General features: G+C 69.2%; 21 protein-coding genes. 15 read left to right on the top strand and 6 right to left on the bottom strand.

From position 1 onward, the window contains the following. Positions 1-34 precede the first annotated feature (34 nt). The 4 genes from FB559_RS01075 (at position 35) to pspAB (ending at position 2,680) form a co-directional block, all read left to right on the top strand. Positions 35-838, top strand: coding sequence for a PspA/IM30 family protein (locus FB559_RS01075; RefSeq protein WP_185791991.1), 804 nt, complete (start codon positions 35-37; stop codon positions 836-838). Further along, positions 835-1,113: a PspA-associated protein PspAA gene (gene pspAA / locus FB559_RS01070; RefSeq protein ID WP_141952278.1), complete on the top strand. Its 279-nt coding sequence runs from the start codon at positions 835-837 to the stop codon at positions 1,111-1,113. Before FB559_RS01075 ends, pspAA begins: the two co-directional genes overlap by 4 nt. A 66-nt stretch (positions 1,114-1,179) precedes the next feature. Beyond that, the gene (htpX, locus tag FB559_RS01065) at positions 1,180-2,106 is read left to right on the top strand and encodes a zinc metalloprotease HtpX (RefSeq protein ID WP_141961433.1); all 927 of its coding nucleotides are present in this window, start codon (positions 1,180-1,182) and stop codon (positions 2,104-2,106) included. A 1-nt stretch (position 2,107) separates the two neighbouring features. Then, positions 2,108-2,680: a PspA-associated protein PspAB gene (gene pspAB, locus FB559_RS01060; protein ID WP_141952276.1), complete on the top strand. Its 573-nt coding sequence runs from the start codon at positions 2,108-2,110 to the stop codon at positions 2,678-2,680. Here the strand turns inward: pspAB and FB559_RS01055 are convergent. Then, the gene (locus FB559_RS01055) at positions 2,640-3,644 is read right to left on the bottom strand and encodes a LysR family transcriptional regulator (protein WP_141952274.1); all 1,005 of its coding nucleotides are present in this window, start codon (positions 3,642-3,644) and stop codon (positions 2,640-2,642) included. The two genes, pspAB and FB559_RS01055, sit on opposite strands and share 41 nt — an antisense overlap. A 119-nt stretch (positions 3,645-3,763) precedes the next feature. On the opposite strand from FB559_RS01055, the gene FB559_RS01050 reads away from it, so the two are divergent. Next, complete coding sequence (locus tag FB559_RS01050) at positions 3,764-4,489, top strand: SDR family oxidoreductase (protein WP_141952271.1); 726 nt, start codon at positions 3,764-3,766, stop codon at positions 4,487-4,489. Positions 4,490-4,714: 225 nt separating this feature from the next. Here the strand turns inward: FB559_RS01050 and nadA are convergent, their stop codons facing one another. Then, positions 4,715-5,857: a quinolinate synthase NadA gene (nadA, locus tag FB559_RS01045; protein ID WP_221639851.1), complete on the bottom strand. Its 1,143-nt coding sequence runs from the start codon at positions 5,855-5,857 to the stop codon at positions 4,715-4,717. Positions 5,858-6,072: 215 nt separating this feature from the next. Between nadA and FB559_RS01040 the strand changes: the two genes are divergently transcribed. Continuing rightward, positions 6,073-6,438, top strand: coding sequence for a HesB/IscA family protein (locus tag FB559_RS01040; protein ID WP_141961432.1), 366 nt, complete (start codon positions 6,073-6,075; stop codon positions 6,436-6,438). Positions 6,439-6,605: 167 nt separating this feature from the next. Next, positions 6,606-7,577, top strand: coding sequence for a carbohydrate kinase family protein (locus FB559_RS01035; RefSeq protein ID WP_141952267.1), 972 nt, complete (start codon positions 6,606-6,608; stop codon positions 7,575-7,577). A gap of 581 nt (positions 7,578-8,158) precedes the next feature. Here FB559_RS01035 and FB559_RS01030 read toward each other — a convergent pair. Both FB559_RS01030 and FB559_RS01025 read right to left on the bottom strand, forming a co-directional pair. After that, complete coding sequence (locus tag FB559_RS01030; RefSeq protein ID WP_141952264.1) at positions 8,159-8,455, bottom strand: sulfurtransferase TusA family protein; 297 nt, start codon at positions 8,453-8,455, stop codon at positions 8,159-8,161. Positions 8,456-8,486: 31 nt separating this feature from the next. Then, entirely contained in the window at positions 8,487-9,620 is a 1,134-nt protein-coding gene (locus FB559_RS01025) for a cysteine desulfurase family protein (RefSeq protein WP_246121287.1), read from the bottom strand. A gap of 157 nt (positions 9,621-9,777) precedes the next feature. Between FB559_RS01025 and ctaC the strand changes: the two genes are divergently transcribed. The 4 genes from ctaC (at position 9,778) to FB559_RS01005 (ending at position 13,957) form a co-directional block, all read left to right on the top strand. Then, complete coding sequence (gene ctaC / locus FB559_RS01020) at positions 9,778-10,575, top strand: aa3-type cytochrome oxidase subunit II (protein WP_246121286.1); 798 nt, start codon at positions 9,778-9,780, stop codon at positions 10,573-10,575. Next, on the top strand, positions 10,572-12,257 hold the full coding sequence (ctaD, locus tag FB559_RS01015) for an aa3-type cytochrome oxidase subunit I (RefSeq protein ID WP_425455042.1): 1,686 nt from the start codon (positions 10,572-10,574) through the stop codon (positions 12,255-12,257). Before ctaC ends, ctaD begins: the two co-directional genes overlap by 4 nt. Before the next feature lie 4 nt (positions 12,258-12,261). Next, positions 12,262-12,657 (top strand): cytochrome c oxidase subunit 4, encoded by a 396-nt coding sequence (locus FB559_RS01010; RefSeq protein WP_141952260.1) that lies wholly within the window; start codon positions 12,262-12,264, stop codon positions 12,655-12,657. 94 nt (positions 12,658-12,751) lie between these two features. Continuing rightward, positions 12,752-13,957 carry a L,D-transpeptidase gene (locus FB559_RS01005; protein WP_141952258.1) on the top strand — a complete coding sequence of 402 codons (1,206 nt, stop codon included), beginning with the start codon at positions 12,752-12,754 and terminating at the stop codon, positions 13,955-13,957. Between the two features lie 24 nt (positions 13,958-13,981). Here FB559_RS01005 and trpD read toward each other — a convergent pair whose 3' ends face one another. Further along, entirely contained in the window at positions 13,982-15,034 is a 1,053-nt protein-coding gene (gene trpD / locus FB559_RS01000) for an anthranilate phosphoribosyltransferase (RefSeq protein WP_141952256.1), read from the bottom strand. A 27-nt stretch (positions 15,035-15,061) separates the two neighbouring features. Continuing rightward, positions 15,062-15,469, bottom strand: a complete 408-nt coding sequence (locus tag FB559_RS00995; protein WP_141952253.1) for a response regulator transcription factor — start codon at positions 15,467-15,469, stop codon at positions 15,062-15,064. A 312-nt stretch (positions 15,470-15,781) separates the two neighbouring features. Here FB559_RS00995 and ctaE point away from each other — a divergent pair, with 312 nt between their 5' ends. The 4 genes from ctaE (at position 15,782) to qcrB (ending at position 20,070) form a co-directional block, all read left to right on the top strand. Continuing rightward, on the top strand, positions 15,782-16,438 hold the full coding sequence (gene ctaE, locus FB559_RS00990; RefSeq protein ID WP_141952251.1) for an aa3-type cytochrome oxidase subunit III: 657 nt from the start codon (positions 15,782-15,784) through the stop codon (positions 16,436-16,438). A gap of 21 nt (positions 16,439-16,459) precedes the next feature. After that, positions 16,460-17,275, top strand: coding sequence for a cytochrome bc1 complex diheme cytochrome c subunit (gene qcrC / locus FB559_RS00985; protein WP_141952249.1), 816 nt, complete (start codon positions 16,460-16,462; stop codon positions 17,273-17,275). Continuing rightward, positions 17,268-18,329 (top strand): cytochrome bc1 complex Rieske iron-sulfur subunit, encoded by a 1,062-nt coding sequence (gene qcrA / locus FB559_RS00980; protein ID WP_141952246.1) that lies wholly within the window; start codon positions 17,268-17,270, stop codon positions 18,327-18,329. Before qcrC ends, qcrA begins: the two co-directional genes overlap by 8 nt. Before the next feature lie 85 nt (positions 18,330-18,414). After that, positions 18,415-20,070, top strand: a complete 1,656-nt coding sequence (gene qcrB, locus FB559_RS00975; protein ID WP_141952244.1) for a cytochrome bc1 complex cytochrome b subunit — start codon at positions 18,415-18,417, stop codon at positions 20,068-20,070. Positions 20,071-20,333: the final 263 nt, after the last annotated feature.

Below are 20,333 nucleotides of genomic sequence, written 5' to 3'. Positions count from 1 at the left end.
CACAGCAACAGCACGAAGGGACCGGCCGCGCGCGATGAGCGTGATGAAACGTATGTCGATGATCTTCAAGTCCAAGGCCAACAAGGCCCTGGACAAAATGGAAGATCCTCGCGAGACCCTTGACTATTCGTATCAGCGCCAGCTTGAGATGCTCCAGAAGGTTCGCCGCGGTGTGGCCGACGTGGCCACCTCCCGCAAGCGGCTCGAGCTCCAGATCAACCAGCTCGAACAGCAGCAGAACAAGCTCACCGACCAGGGCAAGAAGGCCCTGCAGGTCGGCCGCGAGGACCTCGCACGCGAGGCTCTGACCCGGCGAGGCGGCCTCGACGGCCAGCTGGGTGATCTGCGGGCGCAGTACCAGCAGCTGCAGGGCGAGGAGGAAAAGCTCACGCTGGCCTCGCAGCGGCTGCAGGCCAAGGTCGACTCCTTCCGTACGCGCAAGGAGACCATCAAGGCGACCTACACCGCGGCCGAGGCGCAGACCAAGATCAACGAGGCGTTCTCCGGCATCTCCGAGGAGATGGGCGACGTCGGCCTGGCGATCCAGCGCGCCGAGGAGAAGACCGAGAACATGAAGGCGCGCGCCGGCGCCATCGACGAGCTGCTCGCCTCGGGCGCTCTCGAGGACTACTCCGGACCGCGCGATGACATCCAGGCCGAGCTCGACCGCGTCGGTGCCACCGGTCCCGGCGTCGACCTCGAGCTGGAGCAGATGAAGGCGGAGCTGGGCATGGGCTCGGCGCCCAAGGAGCTTGACGCCGCCCCCGGGCAGCAGCAGAGCCAGGCGCAGCAGGCACAGCAGGCGCCCCGTCCCCAGCAGCCTGGGGAGGGCCAGTGATCGTCCGGCTCATGGGCGAGGGGCAGCTGGAGGTCGCCGAGGGTGACCTGGCGGCTCTCAACAAGCTCGACGGTGAGCTCGAAGCCGCGATCGAATCCGGTGACGAGGAAAAGTTCCGTACCGCGCTGCACGCCCTGCTGGAGCAGGTACGTGCGGTCGGCAAGACGCTGCCCGCCGAGGACCTTGCGCCGTCCGGGCTGATCCTGCCGCCCGCGGACGCCACGATGGACGAAGTACGCGCGATGCTGGGTGACGCGGGACTCATTCCCGACTGACCTGGCACCTTGCGCGGTCGTCCGGCGTTCTAACGGGTAAGTGCAGACGGGGTAGGAAGGGGCATGATGGCGCGTTCTCGTTTCGCACCAGATCGAGGGCTCACGGCGCGCATGCTGGTGACGATGTTCCTGCTGGGGCTGCTGTACGTCGCCTTCGTCGGTTTCTTCGTCGTGTACGTACCCCGCCTGTGGGTGGTGGTCCTCATCATCGCCGTGGGCTTCCTGCTGGTGCAGTACTTCTTCTCCGACAAGCTCGCGCTGTTCGCGATGCACGGGAGGGTGGTCTCCCCGGAGGAGGCGCCGGAGCTGCACGGGGTCATCGACCGCATCTGCGCGATGAGCGACATGAAGAAGCCGCGGGTCGCGGTGGCCGACACGGACGTGCCGAACGCCTTCGCCACCGGACGAAACCAGGACAACGCGGTCGTCTGCGTCACGACGGGGCTGCTCCGCCGGCTCGACACCACCGAGCTGGAGGGCGTGCTCGCGCACGAACTCGCGCACGTCGCCCACCGCGACGTCGCCGTGATGACGATCGCGTCGTTCCTGGGCATTCTGGCCGGCCTGCTGACGCGGTTCGGCCTCGAATGGGGCCTGTGGGGCGGCTTCAGCGACCGCAACCGCAACAACAACGACCAAAGTGGCGCGATGGTCCTGCTGATCGTCATCGGCGTCAGCGCCGCGGTGTACGCGGTCAGCTTCCTGCTCACGCGAGCGCTGTCCCGCTACCGCGAGCTGTCCGCCGACCGGTCGGCGGCGGTCCTGACGGGCCGGCCGTCGGCGCTGGCCAGCGCGCTGACCAAGGTGACCGGCGAGATGGCACGTATCCCGACGAAGGACCTGCGGGCGGCCGAGCCGTTCAACGCGTTCTACTTCGCGCCCGCGTTCTCGAAGGGGTTCAGCATCTCCTCGCTGTTCTCCACCCACCCGTCGCTGGACAAGCGCCTCGAGCAGCTCGCGTCGATCTCGGCCCAGCTCGGCCGGGGCGTGTGACGTGGGATTCCTCGACGTGCTGCTCGGCCGGTCCAAGCCGAAAAAGCCCGACCTGGACCGGCTGTTCGCCCTGCCCACGGCCGCCTTGACGCTGGAGGCCGCCTCGGCGCTCAAGCCCACCGGGGTGGGCGCGGTCTGCTTCCGCGCCGCCGAGGGCGCCGCCTTCGCCCAGATCGAGAGCGACGTACGCGAGCTGCTCGACGCGCGTGAGGACGGCCCCAAGGTCGAGCTGACCAAGGACTCCTACGGCTATTCGTGGCTGGTGACGCGGCACGAGCCGACCGACCTCGAAGGGCTCGTCACCGACATCCACGCGGTCAACTCCTCCTTGGAGGCCGGCGGATTCGGACCGCAGCTGCTGTGCTCGGTCGTCGTCTTCGCCGGACCGGACAGCCGCAAGACCGGCCTGGTCTACCTCTACAAGAGGGGCACGTTCTACCCGTTCGCGCCGACCTCGGGGGAGCGCCGCGACAACGCGCTCGAACTCCAGGTCCGCGCCGCGGTCGGCGCCGACCTGCCGGTGGAGAACGACCTCAGCCGCTGGTTCCCCGTCTGGGGCGCCCCCGGCCTCTAGCGCTGTCAGGACCCTGGGTGGGTCCGGTTCGGCCTTCCTCGCGTGCCGGCCGTTCGCTGACGTCCGGTCCTGACGGCCGGGCCGCACGAGCCGGGTCCAGGCAGCGTTCGCGGACGATTTCCTCGATCGCGCGCAGCTCCGCGGAGTCGCGGCCGGCCTGGTAGGCGAGGGCGACCTGGTTGGGCGCCAGATCCTCGACGGGCCGATAGGTCACGTCCGGGCGCGTGTAGAACCGCGCCGTCGACGCGGGAAGGACCACGACACCGAGCTCACCGGCGACCATCTCCAGCTTCTCCTCGACGGTGCGCGCGCGTGGCGGCTGGGTCTGTGCGGTGCCGCGGAGCGCGGCCGACGCGTCGCGCCACTCGGGTACCGCCTGGGGGTCCTGGAGAAGGTCGAGCCCGGCCAGCTCGGCGATGCTCACGGACTCGCGCGCGGCGAGCGGATGCGAGGAGGGCAGGACCACGACGCGCGGCTCGGTGTAGAGCGGGATCACCGTGAGGCCGCGGCGCCTGATGGGGAAGCGCACGAAGCTCGCGTCGATCCGCCCGTCCAGGACCATCTCGACCTGGTCGTCCCAGGAGGTACGGACGACATCGACGTGTAGGTCCGGGAAGCGCTCGCGAAGCGCACGTACCGTCTCGGTCGGCAGGATGCCCGGCATGAACCCGACGGTCAGCCGCGACCCACCGCGCGCGGCATGCCGTACCCGGCGCTGCACGGCCATCGCCGACCGGAGGATCGCGCGGGCGTCGTCGACGAGCTCGGCCCCGGCGGGCGTCAGCGCGGTCCCCCGCGTGGAGCGGACGAAGAGCTCGACCCCGAGCTCCTTTTCGAGCGCCTTGATCTGACGGGTGAGCACCGGCTGCGCGATGTACAGCCTCTCGGCCGCGCGGATGAAGCTCAGCTCCTCCGCCACGGCGACAAAATAGCGTAGTTTACGCAGGTCGAGGTCGTCCGGCATCTCATCTCACCAGTCCCCGGTAATACCTTCGAGGTATCAATTCTGCCACACGGAGGTCTTGGACAGGGCGCCGCCCGCGAGCCAGGGTTGAACCGCGTCGACCACGAAAGGCTCACCTGATGACTCTCGACGGAACCCGCGTCCTCCTCGTCGGCGGCACCTCGGGGCTCGGCCTCGCGGTCGCCCGGGCCGCCGCCGAGCGTGGGGCGACCCCGATCGTCGCCTCCCGCAACCCCGCGAGCGTCGACCGCGCGCTCGGCGCCCTGCCCGGGCGCGCGACGGGCACCACGGTCGACCTCGCCGACACCGCGTCCATCGAACGGCTCGTGGAGTTCGCCGGACCCATCGACCACCTGGTCTACAGCGCCGGCGAACCCCTGCGGCTCACCCTGCTGCCCGACCTCACCTCGGAGATCGCCCGCGCCTTCTGGGAGACCCGTTACTTCGGCGCGCTGGCCGTGATCCGAGCGATCACCGGCGCCGGCTCGGTACGCGAGGGCGGCTCCATCGTCCTCACCGGCGGCAACGCCGCCCAGCGCCCCGCGCCGGGCTGGTCGCTCGGGGCGAGCATGACCGGCGCCCTGGACGCTCTGACGCGGCAGCTCGCCCTCGAACTCGCCCCTATCCGGGTCAACCTGGTCGCACCCGGCGTCACCCAGAGCCCGCTGTGGGCCGGCATGCCCGCCGAGCAGCAGCAGGCGATGTACGACGGCATCGCCGCCTCCCTGCCCGTCGGCCGCGTGGGTAACCCGTCCGACGTCGCCCTCGCGTACCTGTACGCGATGGAGCAGCCGATGGCGACCGGCACCTCGATTCTCGTCGACGGCGGCGCGGTCCTCGTCTGAGCGCGACCCGGGGAGGTCTGAGCGAACGAGCCGGGGGACGATGCCCCGACGCGGCAACGCCCCGGTCCGGTCCGGTCCGGTCCCGGAGAGCCCGGCCGCTGCTGATCTGCCATCCGGCCATATCCGGCCATCAGACCCCACCCGCCGCCTCCGCGTCTGTGGTGTGGAGGCGGGGCGGGGCGGGCGAGGCCGGTCACCCCGGGATCGGGATCGTCGGCGAACGGGCTACGGCAGTGCGAGCATCCGGTCGAGGGCGGCGCGGGCGTAGTGGGCCGTCTCCTCGTCCACGGTGATCTGGTTCACGACCTCGCCCGCGGCCAGTGACTCCAGTGACCAGACCAGGTGCGGCAGGTCGATGCGGTTCATGGTGGAGCAGAAGCAGACGGTCTTGTCGAGGTAGACGATGGTCTTGTCGGGGTGCCGATCGGCCAGGCGCTTCACGAGGTTCAGCTCCGTGCCGACCGCCCACGCCGACCCGGCGGGGGCCTGGTCGATCATGCGGATGATGTACTCCGTCGACCCGACCTGGTCGGCGGCGCGTACGACCTCGTGGCGGCATTCGGGGTGCACCAGCACGTTCACGCCCGGGATCCGGGCACGTACGTCATCGACCGAGTCCAGGCTGAACCGGCCGTGCACCGAGCAGTGCCCGCGCCACAGGATCATCGTCGCGTCGCGCAGTTCGTCCGTCGTCAGGCCGCCGTCGCGGCGGTTGGGGCTGTAGATGACGCAGTCGTCCAGTGACAGGCCCATCTCCAGGACGGCGGTGTTGCGGCCGAGATGCTGGTCGGGCAGGAACAGGACCTTCGAGCCCCGCGCGTAGGCCCATTCGAGCGCGCGCTTGGCGTTGGAGGACGTGCAGACGATCCCGCCGTGCCGGCCCACGAACGCCTTGATGTCGGCCGAGGAGTTCATGTACGTGACGGGCACCACGTCGTCGGCGATGCCGGCCTCCTCCAGGACCTCCCAGCACTCCTCGACCTGGTCGTACGTGGCCATGTCGGCCATCGAGCAGCCGGCGGCCAGGTCCGGGAGTACGACCCGCTGTTCGGGCGTGGTGAGGATGTCGGCGGACTCGGCCATGAAGTGCACGCCGCAGAACACGATATAGGGGGCCTGCGGCCGCGCCGCGGCCTCCTGGGCGAGCTTGAACGAGTCGCCGGTCACATCGGCGAACTGGATGACCTCATCGCGCTGGTAGTGGTGGCCGAGCACGAAGAGCCGGTCTCCGAGAGCCGCCTTGGCGGCGCGGGCGCGGTCCACCAGGTCGGGGTCAGAGGCGGCCGGGAGCTCGCCGGGACAGGAGACCCCGCGTTCGCTGGCCGGGTCCGATCCACGTCCGAGAATCAGCAGGCTGCTGGTGGTCACTAGGGGTACCCCCTCCAACGAGGCTTATCGTCGCTTTGACGATACTGCACCGCGAGGCCGTGTTGCGGGGGAGGGGGCCCGGGATGTGGCGATGTGGGGTCAGGAACACACACGTGGAGTGGGGAATGGCCGAGGGCAGCGGGTACGTTGTGCAGGAGGGAAATGCCAACAGCGACGGCCGTCATGGGACGGCCGAGCCAACCGGGAGTCAGCACATGACGGTTTCAGCCGACACCTCTTCAGCCGACACCTCCACCAAGGGCGTCATCCTCACCGACGTCGCGGCGGAGAAGGCTAAGAGCCTGCTCGAACAGCAGGGCGAGGAAGGCCTTGCGCTGCGTGTGCAGGTCCAGCCGGGAGGCTGCTCGGGCCTGGTCTACCAGCTCTACTTCGACGACCGTGAGGTCGACGGCGACGCTGTCCAGGACTTCAACGGGCTCAATGTCCGTATCGACCGGATGAGCGTGCCCTACCTCGCCGGCGCGACGATCGACTTCGTCGACACCATCGAGAAGCAGGGCTTCACGATCGACAACCCGAATGCCGGCGGCTCCTGCGCCTGCGGCGACTCGTTCCACTAAGAGCCCGCGCCAGATGTCGGTGCCCGCGTTCCGGGATTATCCGGGCGCGGGCATCTGGCGTGTTCGGCCCCTGATGAGGCAGTACTCTTGCCGGGTTTTGCACCACAGGTTCGAGACGGCCCCGCGGCAATGACGGGGTCGCCGAAACGACTGAGGAGATCGACGTCGTGCGCATCGCTGTTGCCGGCTCCATCGCCACCGACCACCTGATGACGTTTCCAGGACGGTTCGCCGACCAGCTCATCCCCGACCAGCTGCACACCGTGTCCCTGTCGTTCCTCGTGGACGCCCTGGACATCCGGCGCGGAGGCGTCGCCGCCAACATCTGCTACGGAATGGGCGTACTCGGCCGCAGCCCGATCCTCGTCGGCGCCGTCGGCGACGACTTCGCCGACTACCGATCCTGGCTCGACCGGCACGGCGTCGACACCGCCTCGGTGTACGTCTCCCAGCTCCATCACACGGCGCGCTTCCTGTGCACCACCGACGAGGACCACAACCAGATCGCGTCGTTCTACACGGGAGCGATGAGCGAGGCGCGCGAGATCGAGCTGCAGCCCATCGTGGAGCGCGTCGGCGGCCTCGACCTGGTGCTGATCGGCGCCGATGACCCCGAGGGGATGCTCCGGCACACCGAGGAGTGCCGTACGCGCGGCATCCCGTTCGCCGCCGACCCCTCCCAGCAGCTCGCGCGCATGAACGACGTACGAGAGCTGGTCGACGGCGCCGCGTACCTGTTCACCAACGAGTACGAAAAGTCGCTGTGCGAGCAGAAGACCGGCTGGTCGGACGAGGAGATCCTCGACCGCGTCGGCGTGCGCGTGACCACGCTGGGCCCCAAGGGCGTGCGCATCGACCGCAAGGGCGAGCCCAGCCTGCACGTCGACGCCGCCCCCGAGGTCCGCAAGGTCGAGCCGACCGGGGTGGGCGACGCGTTCCGCGCCGGCTTCCTGTCCGCGATCGCGTGGGAGCTGCCTTTGGAGCGCGCCGCGCAGACGGGCAACCTCCTGGCCGCGCACGCGCTGGAGGTGGCCGGGCCGCAGGAGTACACCCTGCACCGGCAGCAGTTCGTGGACCGCTTCGCCGACGCGTACGGCCGTGAGGCCGCCGACGAGGTCGCCCAGCACGTCCTGAGCTAGGGCCCGCGTCTCGAACCCGGCCAACACCTGACGGCCGCAGGCCCAGACCCCGTACGGGCCCCCGCAGTCCCCAGGTCGGTGCCCGCGCCGCAGCGGCGGACGGTGACCAGGTCCTGGCGGGCGTCGGGGTCCTCGGTCTGAGGCCCGCCTGGTCTGGGCCCGGCCTGGTCTGGGCCCGGCCTGGTCTGGGCCCGGCCTGGTCTGGGCCCGGCCTGGTCTGGGCCCGGCCTGGTCTGGGCCCCGCCCGGTCTGGGCCCCGCCCGGTCTGGGCCCCGCCCGGTCTGGAGCCCGCCTGGTCTGGGTCTCACCCGGTCTGGGGCCCACCCACCTGGAGTCCACCCACCTGGAGTCCACCCACCTGGAGCCCACCCACCTGGAGCCCACCCACCTGGAGCCCACCCGCCCGGGGGTGCCATCCCACTCTTATTGTCCAGCGGGAACAGTGGCGGGTGGAAGTAGAGCGGGGTTCTGTGGATAACCGCCGCCCAGGCGCCGCCTGGGCGGCGCCACACGGCACCAGCATGACTTTGAGACAGGACCGCATGACGGCCGCCCGCAGGGAGGCCCTCAGCCGAGCCGTCTCAGTACGTGCGGCGTACGTGGAAGGCCCAGCCGCGCGGCAGGGTCTCCTCCCAGACGAAGTCCTGGGACTTCATCCGGCACCAGGCCGGCACGTCCGTGCGCGCCGCGACATCGTCGGCCTTCACCGCGATGATCCCGCCGACCGGGACCTCGCCGATCCGCTCGGCGAGCATGATGATCGGGATCGGGCACTTACGGCCCAGAGCGTCGATCGTGACCAGTGCCGCGGGCCCGGTGCTCACCGGAGGCGCCTCCGGGGGGGCCTCCCGGACGGCGCGGCGGCGCTTCAGGGCCATATGCCGGTCTCCTCGCTCACACTCTGCCCGCTCAACCCGTCACTCCACTGGTCTGGCGGAGACGATCCACGGCCCCGGGAAGGACCGCGAGGAAGCGGTCGACATCGGCCGCTCTCGTCCCGCGGGAGAGCGATACCCGGACATTTCCATGAGTAATCACTCCCATCGCCTCCAGAACGTGGCTGGGACGGAGCGTATCGGCCGTACAGGAGCTCCCGGACGAGACCTCGAATCCCAGCCGGTCGAGCTCGGTCAGCAGCGCCTCGCCCTCCACGTACAGACACGAGAACGTGACCAGGTGGGGGAGGCGTTCGACCGGGTCGCCGATGACCTCGACATCGTCGATGAGGCGGGGCACGCGCTCGCGGATCAGCTCGACGAGCGCCGACAGGCGGGGCGCGTCGAGTTCCATCTCGCCGCGGTACGCCTCCAGCGCCGCCGCCGCGGCCGCGATGCCCGGAACATTCTCATATCCCGGGACGCGGCGGCTCTCGCGGTCGTCCTCGGGCAGCGGCGACCGCCAGCGGGTGTTCTTGCGCACGACGAGCACGCCGACGCCGGGCGGGCCGCCCCACTTGTGCGCGGAGGCGGTCAGCAGCGACCAGCCGCCGGGTATGGGCACCCGGCCGGCGGACTGGGCCGCGTCCACGAGCAGGGGTACGCGGGCCGCGCGGCACGCCTCGGCGACCTCGGTCACGGGCTGGAGCGTGCCGACCTCGTGGTTGGCCGACTGCAGGCAGGCCAGTGCCGTGTCGGGGCGCAGCGCCGCGGCGAACTCCTCCGGGTCGACCCGGCCCGAGCGGTCGACGCCCACCGTGGTGACCTTGCCGCCGTCGCGTTCGTGCTGACCCGCCGTGTGCAGCACGCTGGAGTGCTCGACCGCGCTCACCACCAGGTGCCGGCCGGCTCGCCGCCGGGCGTGCAGGGTGCCGAGCATGCCCAGATGCACCGCCTGGGTGCCGGACGAGGTGAAGGACGTCTCGTCGGGACGCGCGCCCAAAGAGGCCGCGACCTGCGCACGGGCCCGCTCGAGCAGCATGCGGGCGCGGCGCGCGGGGCCGTACAGCCGCTGGGGATCCGCCCAGCCGCCCTCCAGCGCCTCCAGCAGCGCCTCGCGCGCGGCGGGGTGCAGAGGTTCGGTGGAAGCGGCGTCGAAGTAGGCCACGCCTACGACAGTAACGGGGGTACCACCGGGGTGTCCGCGACCCTCCGCTAATCTTTCCCACACACGTGTGAACATCGACCTGATCGCCCGAGACTCGGGCTTCATCGTGGGAAGGCAATCCGTGAGTCCCACCCGCCGTAGGGAGCGGCGTACGCCCGTGCGCACAGGCGCGCAGGGCGCGCGCCGACGCTTGCTGACGGGCGCGATCGCGCTCTCGATGCTGGCATTCGCCGCGACGGCGTGCTCCAAAGACAACCCGCGCCTCGGTCTGCCGACGCCGGTCACCGAGCAGGGCAAGCGTGTCCTGACCCTGTGGCAGGGCTCGTGGCTCGCTGCGCTGGCCGTGGGCGCGCTCGTCTGGGGTTTGATCATCTGGGCGGTGCTCTTCCACCGCAAGCGGTCCGACCAGCTGCCGCCGCAGGTGCGTTACAACCTGCCCATCGAGATGCTCTACACCGTCGTGCCGTTCATCATCATCGCGGTGCTGTTCTACTTCACCGCGCGCGACGAGACGTATCTCGGGAAGCTGACCAAGAACCCGCAACCGGGCCAGGTCACCCTCGTCAACGTGACGGCGTTCCAGTGGAGCTGGCAGTTCGACTATCCGCAGTACCACACGACGCCGATCGTTGGTCAGCCCGTCGCGCCGGACGCCAAGAACAAGCCCATGTTCGAGATCCCCGTGGGCAAGAAGGTGCGTTTCCATCTGCAGTCCAAGGACGTCATCCACTCGTTCTGGGTCCCGTCCTTCATCTTCAAGCGCGACATCCTTCCGGGGGTCAAGTCCGGCGAGGACTTCGAGATCACGCCGACCAAGACGGGCACGTACGAGGGTCGCTGCGCCGAGCTCTGCGGTGTCGACCACGGTCGCATGCTGTTCCAGGTGAAGATCGTGCCGCAGGCGGAGTTCGACCAGTTCATCGCCAGTCATAAGCCGAGTGGGGGCGCCCAGTGACCACCACCATCTCCCACCCGAGCCCGGGTGCGGCCGCGCCGAGCGCGCGGCCGCGTACCTCCAAGGGCCGGATCCTCGCGTCCTGGATGTCGTCCACGGACCACAAGGTGATCGGGTACATGTACCTGATCACGTCGTTCGTGTTCTTCGGCATCGGCGGCATCCTGGCGCTCGTCATGCGCGCCGAGCTGGCCCGGCCGGGCGAGCAGATCGTCAGCCGTGAGCAGTTCAACCAGCTGTTCACCATGCACGGCACGATCATGCTGCTGCTGTTCGCGACGCCGCTGTTCATCGGCTTCGGGAACGTCATCATGCCGCTGCAGATCGGCTCGCCCGACGTGGCGTTCCCGCGCATGAACATGCTGAGCTTCTACCTGTTCCTGTTCGGCGGCACCATCACGATCAGCGGGTTCTTCACCCCGGGCGGTGCCGCGAGCTTCGGCTGGTACGCCTACTCGCCGCTGTCGAACGCCATCCGGTCGCCAGACGTCGGCAGCGACCTGTGGATCATGGGTCTGGTGCTGTCCGGCCTGGGCACGATCCTCGGTGGCGTCAACTTCGTCACCACGATCTTCTGCATGCGCGCACCGGGCATGACCATGTTCCGGATGCCGATCTTCACGTGGAACATCCTGCTGACGTCGGTGCTCGTCCTGATGGCGTTCCCGGTGCTGGCCGCCGCGTTGCTGGCCCTGGAGGCCGACCGGAAGCTCGGAGCGCACGTCTTCGACGCCGCGAACGGCGGTGCGTTGCTCTGGCAGCACCTCTTCTGGTTCTTCGGCCATCCCGAGGTCTACATCGTCGCGATCCCGTTCTTCGGCATCATCACCGAGATCCTGCCGGTGTTCAGCCGCAAGCCGGTCTTCGGCTACGTCGGCCTGGTCGGCGCGACCGTCGCCATCTCCGGTCTGTCGGTGACGGTGTGGGCGCACCACATGTTCCCCACGGGCCAGGTGCTGCTGCCGTTCTTCTCGTTCATGACGTTCCTCATCGCGGTGCCCACCGGGGTGAAGTTCTTCAACTGGGTCGGAACGATCTGGCGAGGGCATCTGACGTTCGAGACACCGATGCTGTGGGCGCTGGGCTTCCTCGTGACATTCCTGTTCGGCGGCCTGACCGGCATCATCCTGGCCTCGCCGCCCCTGGACTTCCAGCTCAACGACTCCTACTTCGTCGTCGCGCACTTCCACTACGTGCTGTTCGGCACCGTGGTGTTCGCGATGTTCGGCGGCTTCTACTTCTGGTGGCCGAAGATGACGGGGAAGATGCTCAACGAGACCTGGGGGAAGATCCACTTCTGGCTGCTGTTCATCGGCTTCCACACGACCTTCCTGGTCCAGCACTGGCTGGGCGCCGAGGGCATGCAGCGGCGCGTCTCGGACTACTCCAAGGAGTTCGCGGGCCTGAACATGGTCTCCAGCATCGGCGCGCTGATCCTGGGGATCTCGATGCTGCCGTTCCTGTGGAACGTCTTCATCACCGCCAGGCACGGCGAACGGGTCAACGTCGATGACCCGTGGGGATACGGCAACTCCCTGGAGTGGGCCACGTCGTGCCCGCCGCCGCGGCACAACTTCACCGCGATCCCGCGGATCCGCTCCGAGCGGCCCGCGTTCGACCTGCACTACCCGCGCACCGAGGCGGAACCCGCCTTGACGGCAGGCGCCGGAACGGAGGACTGAGACGATGAAGATCGAAGGCTATCTGTTCGTCTTCAGTGCCCTGTTCTTCGCGATCATGGACGTCATCTACTGGTTGTGGTCACATGACCCGACGGGGACGACGGCCCTGGCGCTGACGGTCGCCCTGGCCGGCCTGGTCGGCTTCTACCTGCTGTTCACCGGTCGCCGCGTCGGCCCGCGGCCGGAGGACGACAAGCAGGGCGAGATCGCCGACGGCGCGGGCGAGCTCGGCTTCTTCAGCCCGCACAGCTGGTGGCCGCTGTTCGCGGCGCTGGCCGCCGCGACGGCCGCGGTCGGCGCCGTCATCGGCTGGTGGCTGCTGATGATCGGCATGCTCGCGGTGATCCTCGCCGCGGTCGGGTTCGTCTTCGAGTACTACCGGGGTCACTTCTCTCACTGAGAACCCCCAAGAGACGGTCACGAAGGCCGGTGTCGCCAGATGGCGGCGCCGGCCTTCGCCCATACTCGCCAGGGGCTCACTGGTGGGGGTGCTTATGAGGCGTGGGGCAGCCGTCGTCGCAGGTCTGTCCCTGTACGCCGCGGCCGGTTGCGGACACGCCGAGCCGCACCGGGCCGCCACCGTCATGGTCGTACCGGCGAACGGCGCGCGTGCCGTGCGTCCCGACGACCCGGTGACGCTGAGGGTGCGGGACGGCCGGTTCCGCTCGGTCACCCTCACGGACGGCGACCGCCGACTCGACGGCCGGTTCAGCCCGGACGGCACCCAGTGGTGGCCGAAGTGGGCACTGAGCCCCGGCCGCGCGTACCGCCTCGCGGCCACCGTCACCGGCGTCGACGGCCGCCTGAGCACGGTGCACACCGCGTTCCGTACGCGCCGGGTCGCCCACACGATCGCCGCGACGGTCATCACGCCGGGCCCGGACGCGACGGTGGGCGTGGGCATGCCGATCATGTTGCGCTTCACCGAGCCGGTCCAGAACCGCAAGGCCGTCGAACGCTCCCTGGAACTCCGCATGTCCGTCCCGGTGACCGGCGCCTGGCACTGGTTCTCCGCCACGGACGTGGTGTTCCGCCCCAGGACGTACTGGCCGGCGCACACGAGCGTACGGCTGCAGGCTCATCTGGCCGGCCTGCGGCTCACCAGGGGCGCGTACGGCGCGCAGGACGTCGCCACGGCCTTCGGCGTCGGTGACTCCCACATCACGGTGGCCAGCGCGCGCAACCACCACCAGGTGGTCCGGATCAACGGGCAGCGGGTCCGCCGGATGCCGATCAGCATGGGCAAGGGCGGGCCGCTCAAGTACACGACCACCAGCGGGGTGCACCTGACGATGGAGAAGGCCCATCACGTGGTGATGGACTCGGCGTCGGTCGGCTGCCCGCCGGGATGCCCCGACCACTACCGGCACGACGTCTACTTCGCCGTGCGCATCTCCGACAGCGGCGAGTACGAGCACAGCGCGCCGTGGTCGGTGGGGGACCAGGGCAGCCGCAACGTCAGCCACGGCTGCATCAACCTGGGCCCGCACGACGCGCGGTGGTTCTACCGCCACACCCAGCCGGGCGACGTCGTCCAGGTCACCGGCACCCGGCGGCGCCTGGAGGTGGGCAACGGCTGGGGCTTCTGGCAGCTCACGTGGGCCGAGTGGCTGGCCGGCAGCAGGCTGGGCCCCACCGCGGGGCAGGGCATGCCCGCTCCGGCCACCGGCACCAGAGCGGCGAGCGTCACGCGCCCGTGAGCGGGTGCGGCCGGGGTGTACGGCTCAGGCGGCGTTGAGGCGCCGCGTCAGCTCGGCCCAGCGGTCGAGGAGGGCGGTGGCCCGGCCGGAGTCGATGGCCTCCAGAGCGCGGGCGTACGCCGCGCGCAGCGCCTCCGTGAGGTCTTCGGCCGGAGGCGTGCCGTCCGCGGCGACAAGCGCCGCGGCGGCGTTGAGAGCCACGATGTCGCGAACCGGGCCCGGCTCCCCGGCCAGCACCGCGCGTGCCACGCGGGCGTTGTACGGGGCGTCCGCGCCGCGCAGGTCGTCCGGCGTGGCGCGGGGGATGCCCAGGTCGGCCGGGTCGAAGACGGTCTCGGTGGCGGTGCCGTCACGAACCACCCAGATCACCGACGTCGAGGTGGTCGTCAGCTCGTCGAGCCCGTCGTCGCCGCGGAACACCAGCGAGGAGCAGCCGCGTTCGGCGAAGACGCCCGCCATGATCCCCGCCATGTGGGGGTGGAACACGCCCACCGCCTGGGCTGCGGTCCGCGCCGGGTTGGTCAGCGGGCCGAGGAAGTTGAACACCGTCGGGGTGCCCAGATCCCTCCGCGTACGCGCGGTGTGCCGCAGCGCCGGGTGGTAAAGCGGAGCGAAGCAGAAGGTGATGCCGATCTCGGCCACGACCTCGGCCGTCTTGGCCGGCGGCAGGTTGATGACGATGCCGAGCTCGTCCAGCAGGTCGGCGGCGCCGCAGGAGGACGTGGCGGCGCGGTTGCCGTGCTTGACCATCCGCGCGCCCGCGGCCGCGGCGACGATGGCGCCCATGGTGGAGATGTTGACGGTGTGGGCCAGATCACCACCGGTGCCGACGAGGTCGACGGAGGGCCCGGCCACCGTGATCGGCGTGGCGTGCGCGAGCATGCCCGCGGCAAGACCCGCCACCTCGGCGACCGTCTCGCCCTTGGCGCGAAGCGCCACGGCGAAGCCCGCGATCTGAGCGTCGGTCGCCTGCCCCGACATGATCTCGTTCATCGCCCAGGTGGACTCGTCCGCCGTCAGCGACTGCCCGTTGAGCAGCGCGTGGAGCACGGTCGGCCACGTCGTACGCGGGTCCATGCGAACGCTCCCTGGCGTTTCTGGCGTCTACTGGCGGGACAACTCGGTGCCGGACTCCGCGGCGCGCCTGCGCATCAGCCCGGCGACGCCCTCGGCGAGGGCCACCGCGTCGATGGGCTGGCCGGCGACGGCGTCCGCGCGGGACCAGGTGGCGAGCCAGCCGTCGTCGCGGCGGGCGATGAGGACCATGATCGGGGGGCAGTTGTAAATCTCGTCCTTGGCCTGGCGGCAGATGCCCATGCCACCGGCCGGCTGCGCCTCGCCGTCGAGCACGGCGACGTCGACGCCGCCCTCGTCGAGGCGGGCGAACACGGCGGGCTCGGTGGCGACCTCGAGGTATTCGACCTGGGGGAGCCCGGGAGCGGGCCGCCTGCCGATCGCGAGGCGTACCTGGGCGCGGGTGTTCGCGTCGTGACTGTAAACGAGGATCTTCATCTGAGTCTGGCGCGGAGGCCCCGGCGGTCAGGCCGGAGAGGGACTGCGCCGCCCCCTTCCTGGAATGACTTGGTCACGCCGCGTGATGCCGGCGCCCGCTGGCGACGTGATCATCAACGCCGATCCGGCGATGAGGCCCCGCGCACGTAGCGATGTTACCGGGCGGGACCCCGCCACCACGACCGTACGGCGCTCCGTAACGGCACGTTCACCGGCGACGCCCCGAAAACCGCCTGGAAGCAGAGGTGAAGCGAAGATCGGGGCACGCCTGATGGGGGGTCCTGCGTCACCTACTCGGCAGGTGCCGTAATAATGCTGCCCGTGGCAACAGTATCCGCGACAGACCGCGCACCCAGCTCCCGCGCCAACCGGCCCAGCCTTGTCAGCGTGGGCACGATCGTGTGGCTGTCGTCCGAGCTCATGTTCTTCGCGGCGCTGTTCGCGATGTACTTCACCATCCGGTCGGTGACCAAGGGTGACGGTGGCTCATGGCCACAGGCCCACCTGGACATCCCGTACGCCTCGGTGAACACCTTCATCCTGCTGATGTCCAGTGTGACCTGCCAGATGGGTGTGTTCGCGGCCGAGCGGGGACAGGTCCGGCGCAAGGGGAGCATCTTCAAGCTCCCCAAGTGGGGTCTCCGCGAGTGGTACTTCCTGTCCTTCCTCATGGGCGCGGTCTTCGTTGCCGGCCAGCTCAACGAGTACCGCACGCTCGTCGGTGAGGGCACCACGATCTCCTCGAGCGCGTACGGCTCGGTGTTCTACCTGACCACGGGCTTCCACGGTCTCCACGTCACCGGCGGCCTCATCGCGTTCCTGTTCATGCTCGGGCGCACGTACGCCGCGAAGCGCTGGACCCACGAGCAGGCGACGAGCGCGATCGTCGTGTCTTACTACTGGCATTTCGTCGATGCAGTGTGGGTCGGGCTGTTCGCCACGATCTACCTGATCGAGCTGTTCCACTGATCCAGAACGGGGAATTCTTCCGTGAAATGGTTCACCGCATGGCGCCGGCGCCCGTGGGCGGGCTACGCCGTCGTGCTGGCCGCACTCGCGATCATCGGTGTTGCGTACGCCGGTGCCTCGTCGAGTGCCGATCGCGCTCAGGCGTCTGACACATCGGCGTCCGCGCAGGATGTCGCCAAGGGCAAGGAGCTGTTCAACCAGACCTGCTCCAGCTGCCACGGCCCGAACGCCGAGGGCACGAAAATCGCGCCCAGCCTCATCGGCGTCGGTGCCGCCTCTGTCGACTTCCAGGTCGGCACGGGCCGGATGCCCGCCTCGAATCCCGGCGCGCAGATCCCGCGCAAGAAGCCGATCTTCAACAAGGAGCAGATCCAGCAGATCGCGGCCTACGTCGCCTCGCTCGGAGGCGGGCCCCCCGTCCCGTCGTCCGACCAGGTCGACCCGGCGCACGGCGACTCGGCCCTCGGCGGCGAGCTGTTCCGCGCCAACTGTGCCCAGTGCCACAACTTCGCCGGATCCGGTGGCGCGCTCACCGGCGGCAAGTACGCCCCGTCGCTGGACAAGGCCACGCCCACACAGATCTACGAAGCGATGATCACCGGACCGCAGGCGATGCCGGTCTTCAACGACACGACCGTCACGCCCGCGCAGAAGCGCGCGATCATCGCGTACGTCACGCAGACCCGCGACGAGCCCAACCCCGGCGGCAGCGGCCTCGGCCGTATCGGGCCGGTGGCCGAAGGCCTCGTCGGCTGGCTCGTCGGGATCGGATTCATGGTCGTCGCAGCGATGTGGCTCACTGCCAGGAAGCCCAAGAAGAAGCAGCCCAATGACTGACAACAACGACACCAGCGACGCGACTCCGGAAGAGGAAGGGCGCGTCCCCAAGCGAGTGATCGGCACCCCGGCGCCGAGCGGCACCCAGGAGCTGGTGCCCCGCAAGGAGCCGGCGGACACGGGCGGCGCCTACGTGCTGGACGAGAGGAAGGCACGTAACGCCGAACGCGTCGCGGCCGCCTTCTTCGGGCTCAGCTTCGTCGGCGGCATCGCCTTCATCGTGTTCTACGCCGTCTGGCCCGGCCACGTCGGCAACATCGACCGGGCGACCCGCTCCAACTACACGCTCGGCATCTCGCTGACACTGGTGCTCCTCGGCATCGCCGTGGGCCTGACGATCTGGGTTCGCCACCTGGTGACGACCCCGGAGATCGTGCAGGAGCGTCACGCGATCTCCTCCACGCCCGAGGACCGCGCGACCTTCAACCAGTACCTCCAGGAAGGCAGCCGGGAGAGCGGCCTGGGACAGCGCAAGCTGCTCCGCCGCACGCTCCTGCTGGCCACCGCGCCGCTGGGCCTGCTGCCGCTCGTCCTGCTGCGCGACCTCGGTCCGCTGCCGGAGAAGAAGCTGCGGCACACCACGTGGAAGAACGGCACCCGGCTCGTCGTCGACGGCACCGGCCTGCCGCTGAAGGCGTCCGACTTCAACTCTCCCGGCGGCATCATCACCGTCGTCCCGGAGGGCGCCGAGCACAACCTGGACGAGATCGCCACGGGTGCGGTCCTGCTGCTCAACGTCCCGGTCGACCTGCTGAAGGTCAAGAAGGGCCGGGAGAACTGGCACGTCGGCGGGATCATCGCGTACTCCAAGATCTGCACACACGTTGGCTGCCCGGCCGCACTGTACGAGCAGACCACCCACCACATCCTCTGCCCGTGCCACCAGTCGACCTTCGACGCGCTGGACAGCGCCAAGGTGATCTTCGGCCCGGCTGCACGGCCGCTGCCCCAGCTCCCCATTGGCGTAGACTCCGAGGGCTACCTCATCGCCACGAGCGACTTCAAGGAGCCGGTCGGCCCGAGCTTCTGGGAGCGCGGGAGGACTAAGGCATGAGCGACATGACCTGTTCTGTACGCATCCGGTGCGACGGCTCGCGAAGGCTCATCGGTGACGCGCGCCGCGAGCGAGGAGCGGTGAAATGAGCACCACGACGCCCCCAAAGGCCATCGACGACGCGGTCGGCTACGCCGACGATCGCTTCGCAAGTGCGAATTTCATGCGCAGCAAGATGAAGAAGGTCTTCCCCGACCACTGGTCGTTCATGCTGGGCGAGATCGCGCTGTACTCCTTCGTCATCCTGCTGCTGACCGGGACGTTCCTGACGTTCTGGTTCAAGCCGAGCATGGCCGAGGTCGTCTACAACGGCAGCTACACCAAGCTCCACGGCGTCAGCGTGAGCGAGGCGTACGACTCGACGCTGCGCATCAGCTTCGACGTCCGCGGCGGTCTGCTCATTCGGCAGATCCACCACTGGGCGGCCGTGCTGTTCCTGGCCTCGATCATGGTGCACATGCTCCGGATCTTCTTCACCGGCGCGTACCGCAAGCCGCGTGAGGTCAACTGGCTCATCGGCATCACGATGTTCACCATCGCGATCCTGGAGGGCCTGTTCGGCTACTCACTGCCGGACGACCTGCTGTCCGGTACCGGTCTGCGCATCACCCAGGGCGTGCTGCAGTCGATCCCGGTCGTGGGCACGTATCTGTACTACTTCGCCTTCGGCGGTGCGTTCCCAGGCCAGGACTTCATTCCACGGCTCTACACGATCCACGTGCTCCTGATACCCGGCATCCTCCTGGCCCTGGTCGTGGCGCACCTCATGATCATGTGGTTCCAGGGCCACACGCAGTACGCGGGCAAGGGCAAGTCGGAGAAGACCGTCACGGGCAAGGCCTTCTACCCGGTCTTCCTGATCAAGACCAACGCGTTCTTCATCTACACGTTCGCGATCTGCGCGGCGCTCGCCACATTCGCGCAGATCAACCCGATCTGGCTCTTCGGGCCGTACACACCGGACTCCATCACGGCCGGGTCGCAACCCGACTTCTACATGGGCTTCCTCGAGGGCGCACTGCGCATCATGCCCAACTGGGAGACCAGCCTGTGGGGCCACACGGTCGGCTGGAACGTCCTGATCCCGGCACTGGTGCCATTGGGTCTGATCATGACCGGCGCCGCTCTGTGGCCGTTCGTCGAACAGTGGGCGACCGGCGACCGGAGGGTCCACCACCTGGCCGACCGGCCGCGCAACGCCCCGTTCCGTACGGCGGTCGGCATGACCGTGGTCGCGTTCTACGGGTTCCTGTGGCTGGCCGGCGGCAACGACATCCTCGCCGACCGGTTCCATGTCTCCCTGTACGCGACGACGTGGTTCTTCCGCGGCGCCGTGTTCATCGGACCTGCCATCACCTATGTCGTCACCAAGCGGATCTGCATCGGCCTGCAGCGCAGCGATGTGGCCAAGCTGGATCACGGCGTGGAGTCCGGCATCATCAAGATGATGCCGAGCGGTGAGTTCGTCGAGGTCCACGAGCCGGTGAAGGAAGAGGCCGAGGCGGTCCTGCGGGCCAAGCCGGAACCCCTCGCCCTGCCGGCGGCCGCCGAGGACGAGAACGGCATCCCGTCGCCAGGCTCCCGAGGCCCTCTCGGCCGCGCACGCAAGGCACTCAACACGGCCTTCGTCGCGGACGACATCCCGAATGGCCACACCAACGGCCACAACGGACATGGCGACGGCCACGAGGAGTCACCGGAGGTCGGAAGCGGCGACCACAAGGAGCTGAGCCGGGGCTGACCGGCAATCGAACGGCCCGCCCCCGGCACACCCGGCGGCGGGCCGTTCGGCGTTCTCCCCGGCCTCTCGGCGCTTACGAGGCCAGGGCCGTCGGAACGGCGCCCGGCTCGATCGCCGTCGTCTTCCAGCGGAGGCCGCGGATCTCCTCCCGGTTCTTCGGGATCCGCCGACTCGAGAAGCGGCGGCGGCCGTGACGGTCTTTCTGAAGACCGTGACCAACGTGGCCATCGGCAAGGCTGTGACCCGCTGTTCGCCGAGCCGCT

This window comes from Actinoallomurus bryophytorum (genome assembly GCF_006716425.1).
GTDB lineage: Bacteria > Actinomycetota > Actinomycetes > Streptosporangiales > Streptosporangiaceae > Actinoallomurus > Actinoallomurus bryophytorum.
Note: the sequence above shows the minus strand (reverse complement) of the source record. Positions and strands in the feature narration are given on the sequence as shown.

Bases quoted from the DNA above. Each gene is read 5' to 3' on its own strand.
- FB559_RS01030 (WP_141952264.1), bottom strand. From the start codon at position 8,455: ATGGCCCTGAAGCGCCGCCGCGCCGTCCGGGAGGCCCCCCCGGAGGCG.
- FB559_RS01050 (WP_141952271.1), top strand. From the start codon at position 3,764: ATGACTCTCGACGGAACCCGCGTCCTCCTCGTCGGCGGCACCTCGGGG.
- htpX (WP_141961433.1), top strand. From the start codon at position 1,180: ATGGCGCGTTCTCGTTTCGCACCAGATCGAGGGCTCACGGCGCGCATG.
- qcrA (WP_141952246.1), top strand. From the start codon at position 17,268: ATGACTGACAACAACGACACCAGCGACGCGACTCCGGAAGAGGAAGGG.
- FB559_RS01005 (WP_141952258.1), top strand. From the start codon at position 12,752: ATGAGGCGTGGGGCAGCCGTCGTCGCAGGTCTGTCCCTGTACGCCGCG.
- FB559_RS01055 (WP_141952274.1), bottom strand. From the start codon at position 3,644: ATGCCGGACGACCTCGACCTGCGTAAACTACGCTATTTTGTCGCCGTG.
- qcrB (WP_141952244.1), top strand. From the start codon at position 18,415: ATGAGCACCACGACGCCCCCAAAGGCCATCGACGACGCGGTCGGCTAC.
- FB559_RS01010 (WP_141952260.1), top strand. From the start codon at position 12,262: ATGAAGATCGAAGGCTATCTGTTCGTCTTCAGTGCCCTGTTCTTCGCG.
- trpD (WP_141952256.1), bottom strand. From the start codon at position 15,034: ATGGACCCGCGTACGACGTGGCCGACCGTGCTCCACGCGCTGCTCAAC.
- FB559_RS00995 (WP_141952253.1), bottom strand. From the start codon at position 15,469: ATGAAGATCCTCGTTTACAGTCACGACGCGAACACCCGCGCCCAGGTA.
- ctaE (WP_141952251.1), top strand. From the start codon at position 15,782: ATGCTGCCCGTGGCAACAGTATCCGCGACAGACCGCGCACCCAGCTCC.
- FB559_RS01075 (WP_185791991.1), top strand. From the start codon at position 35: ATGAGCGTGATGAAACGTATGTCGATGATCTTCAAGTCCAAGGCCAAC.
- FB559_RS01040 (WP_141961432.1), top strand. From the start codon at position 6,073: ATGACGGTTTCAGCCGACACCTCTTCAGCCGACACCTCCACCAAGGGC.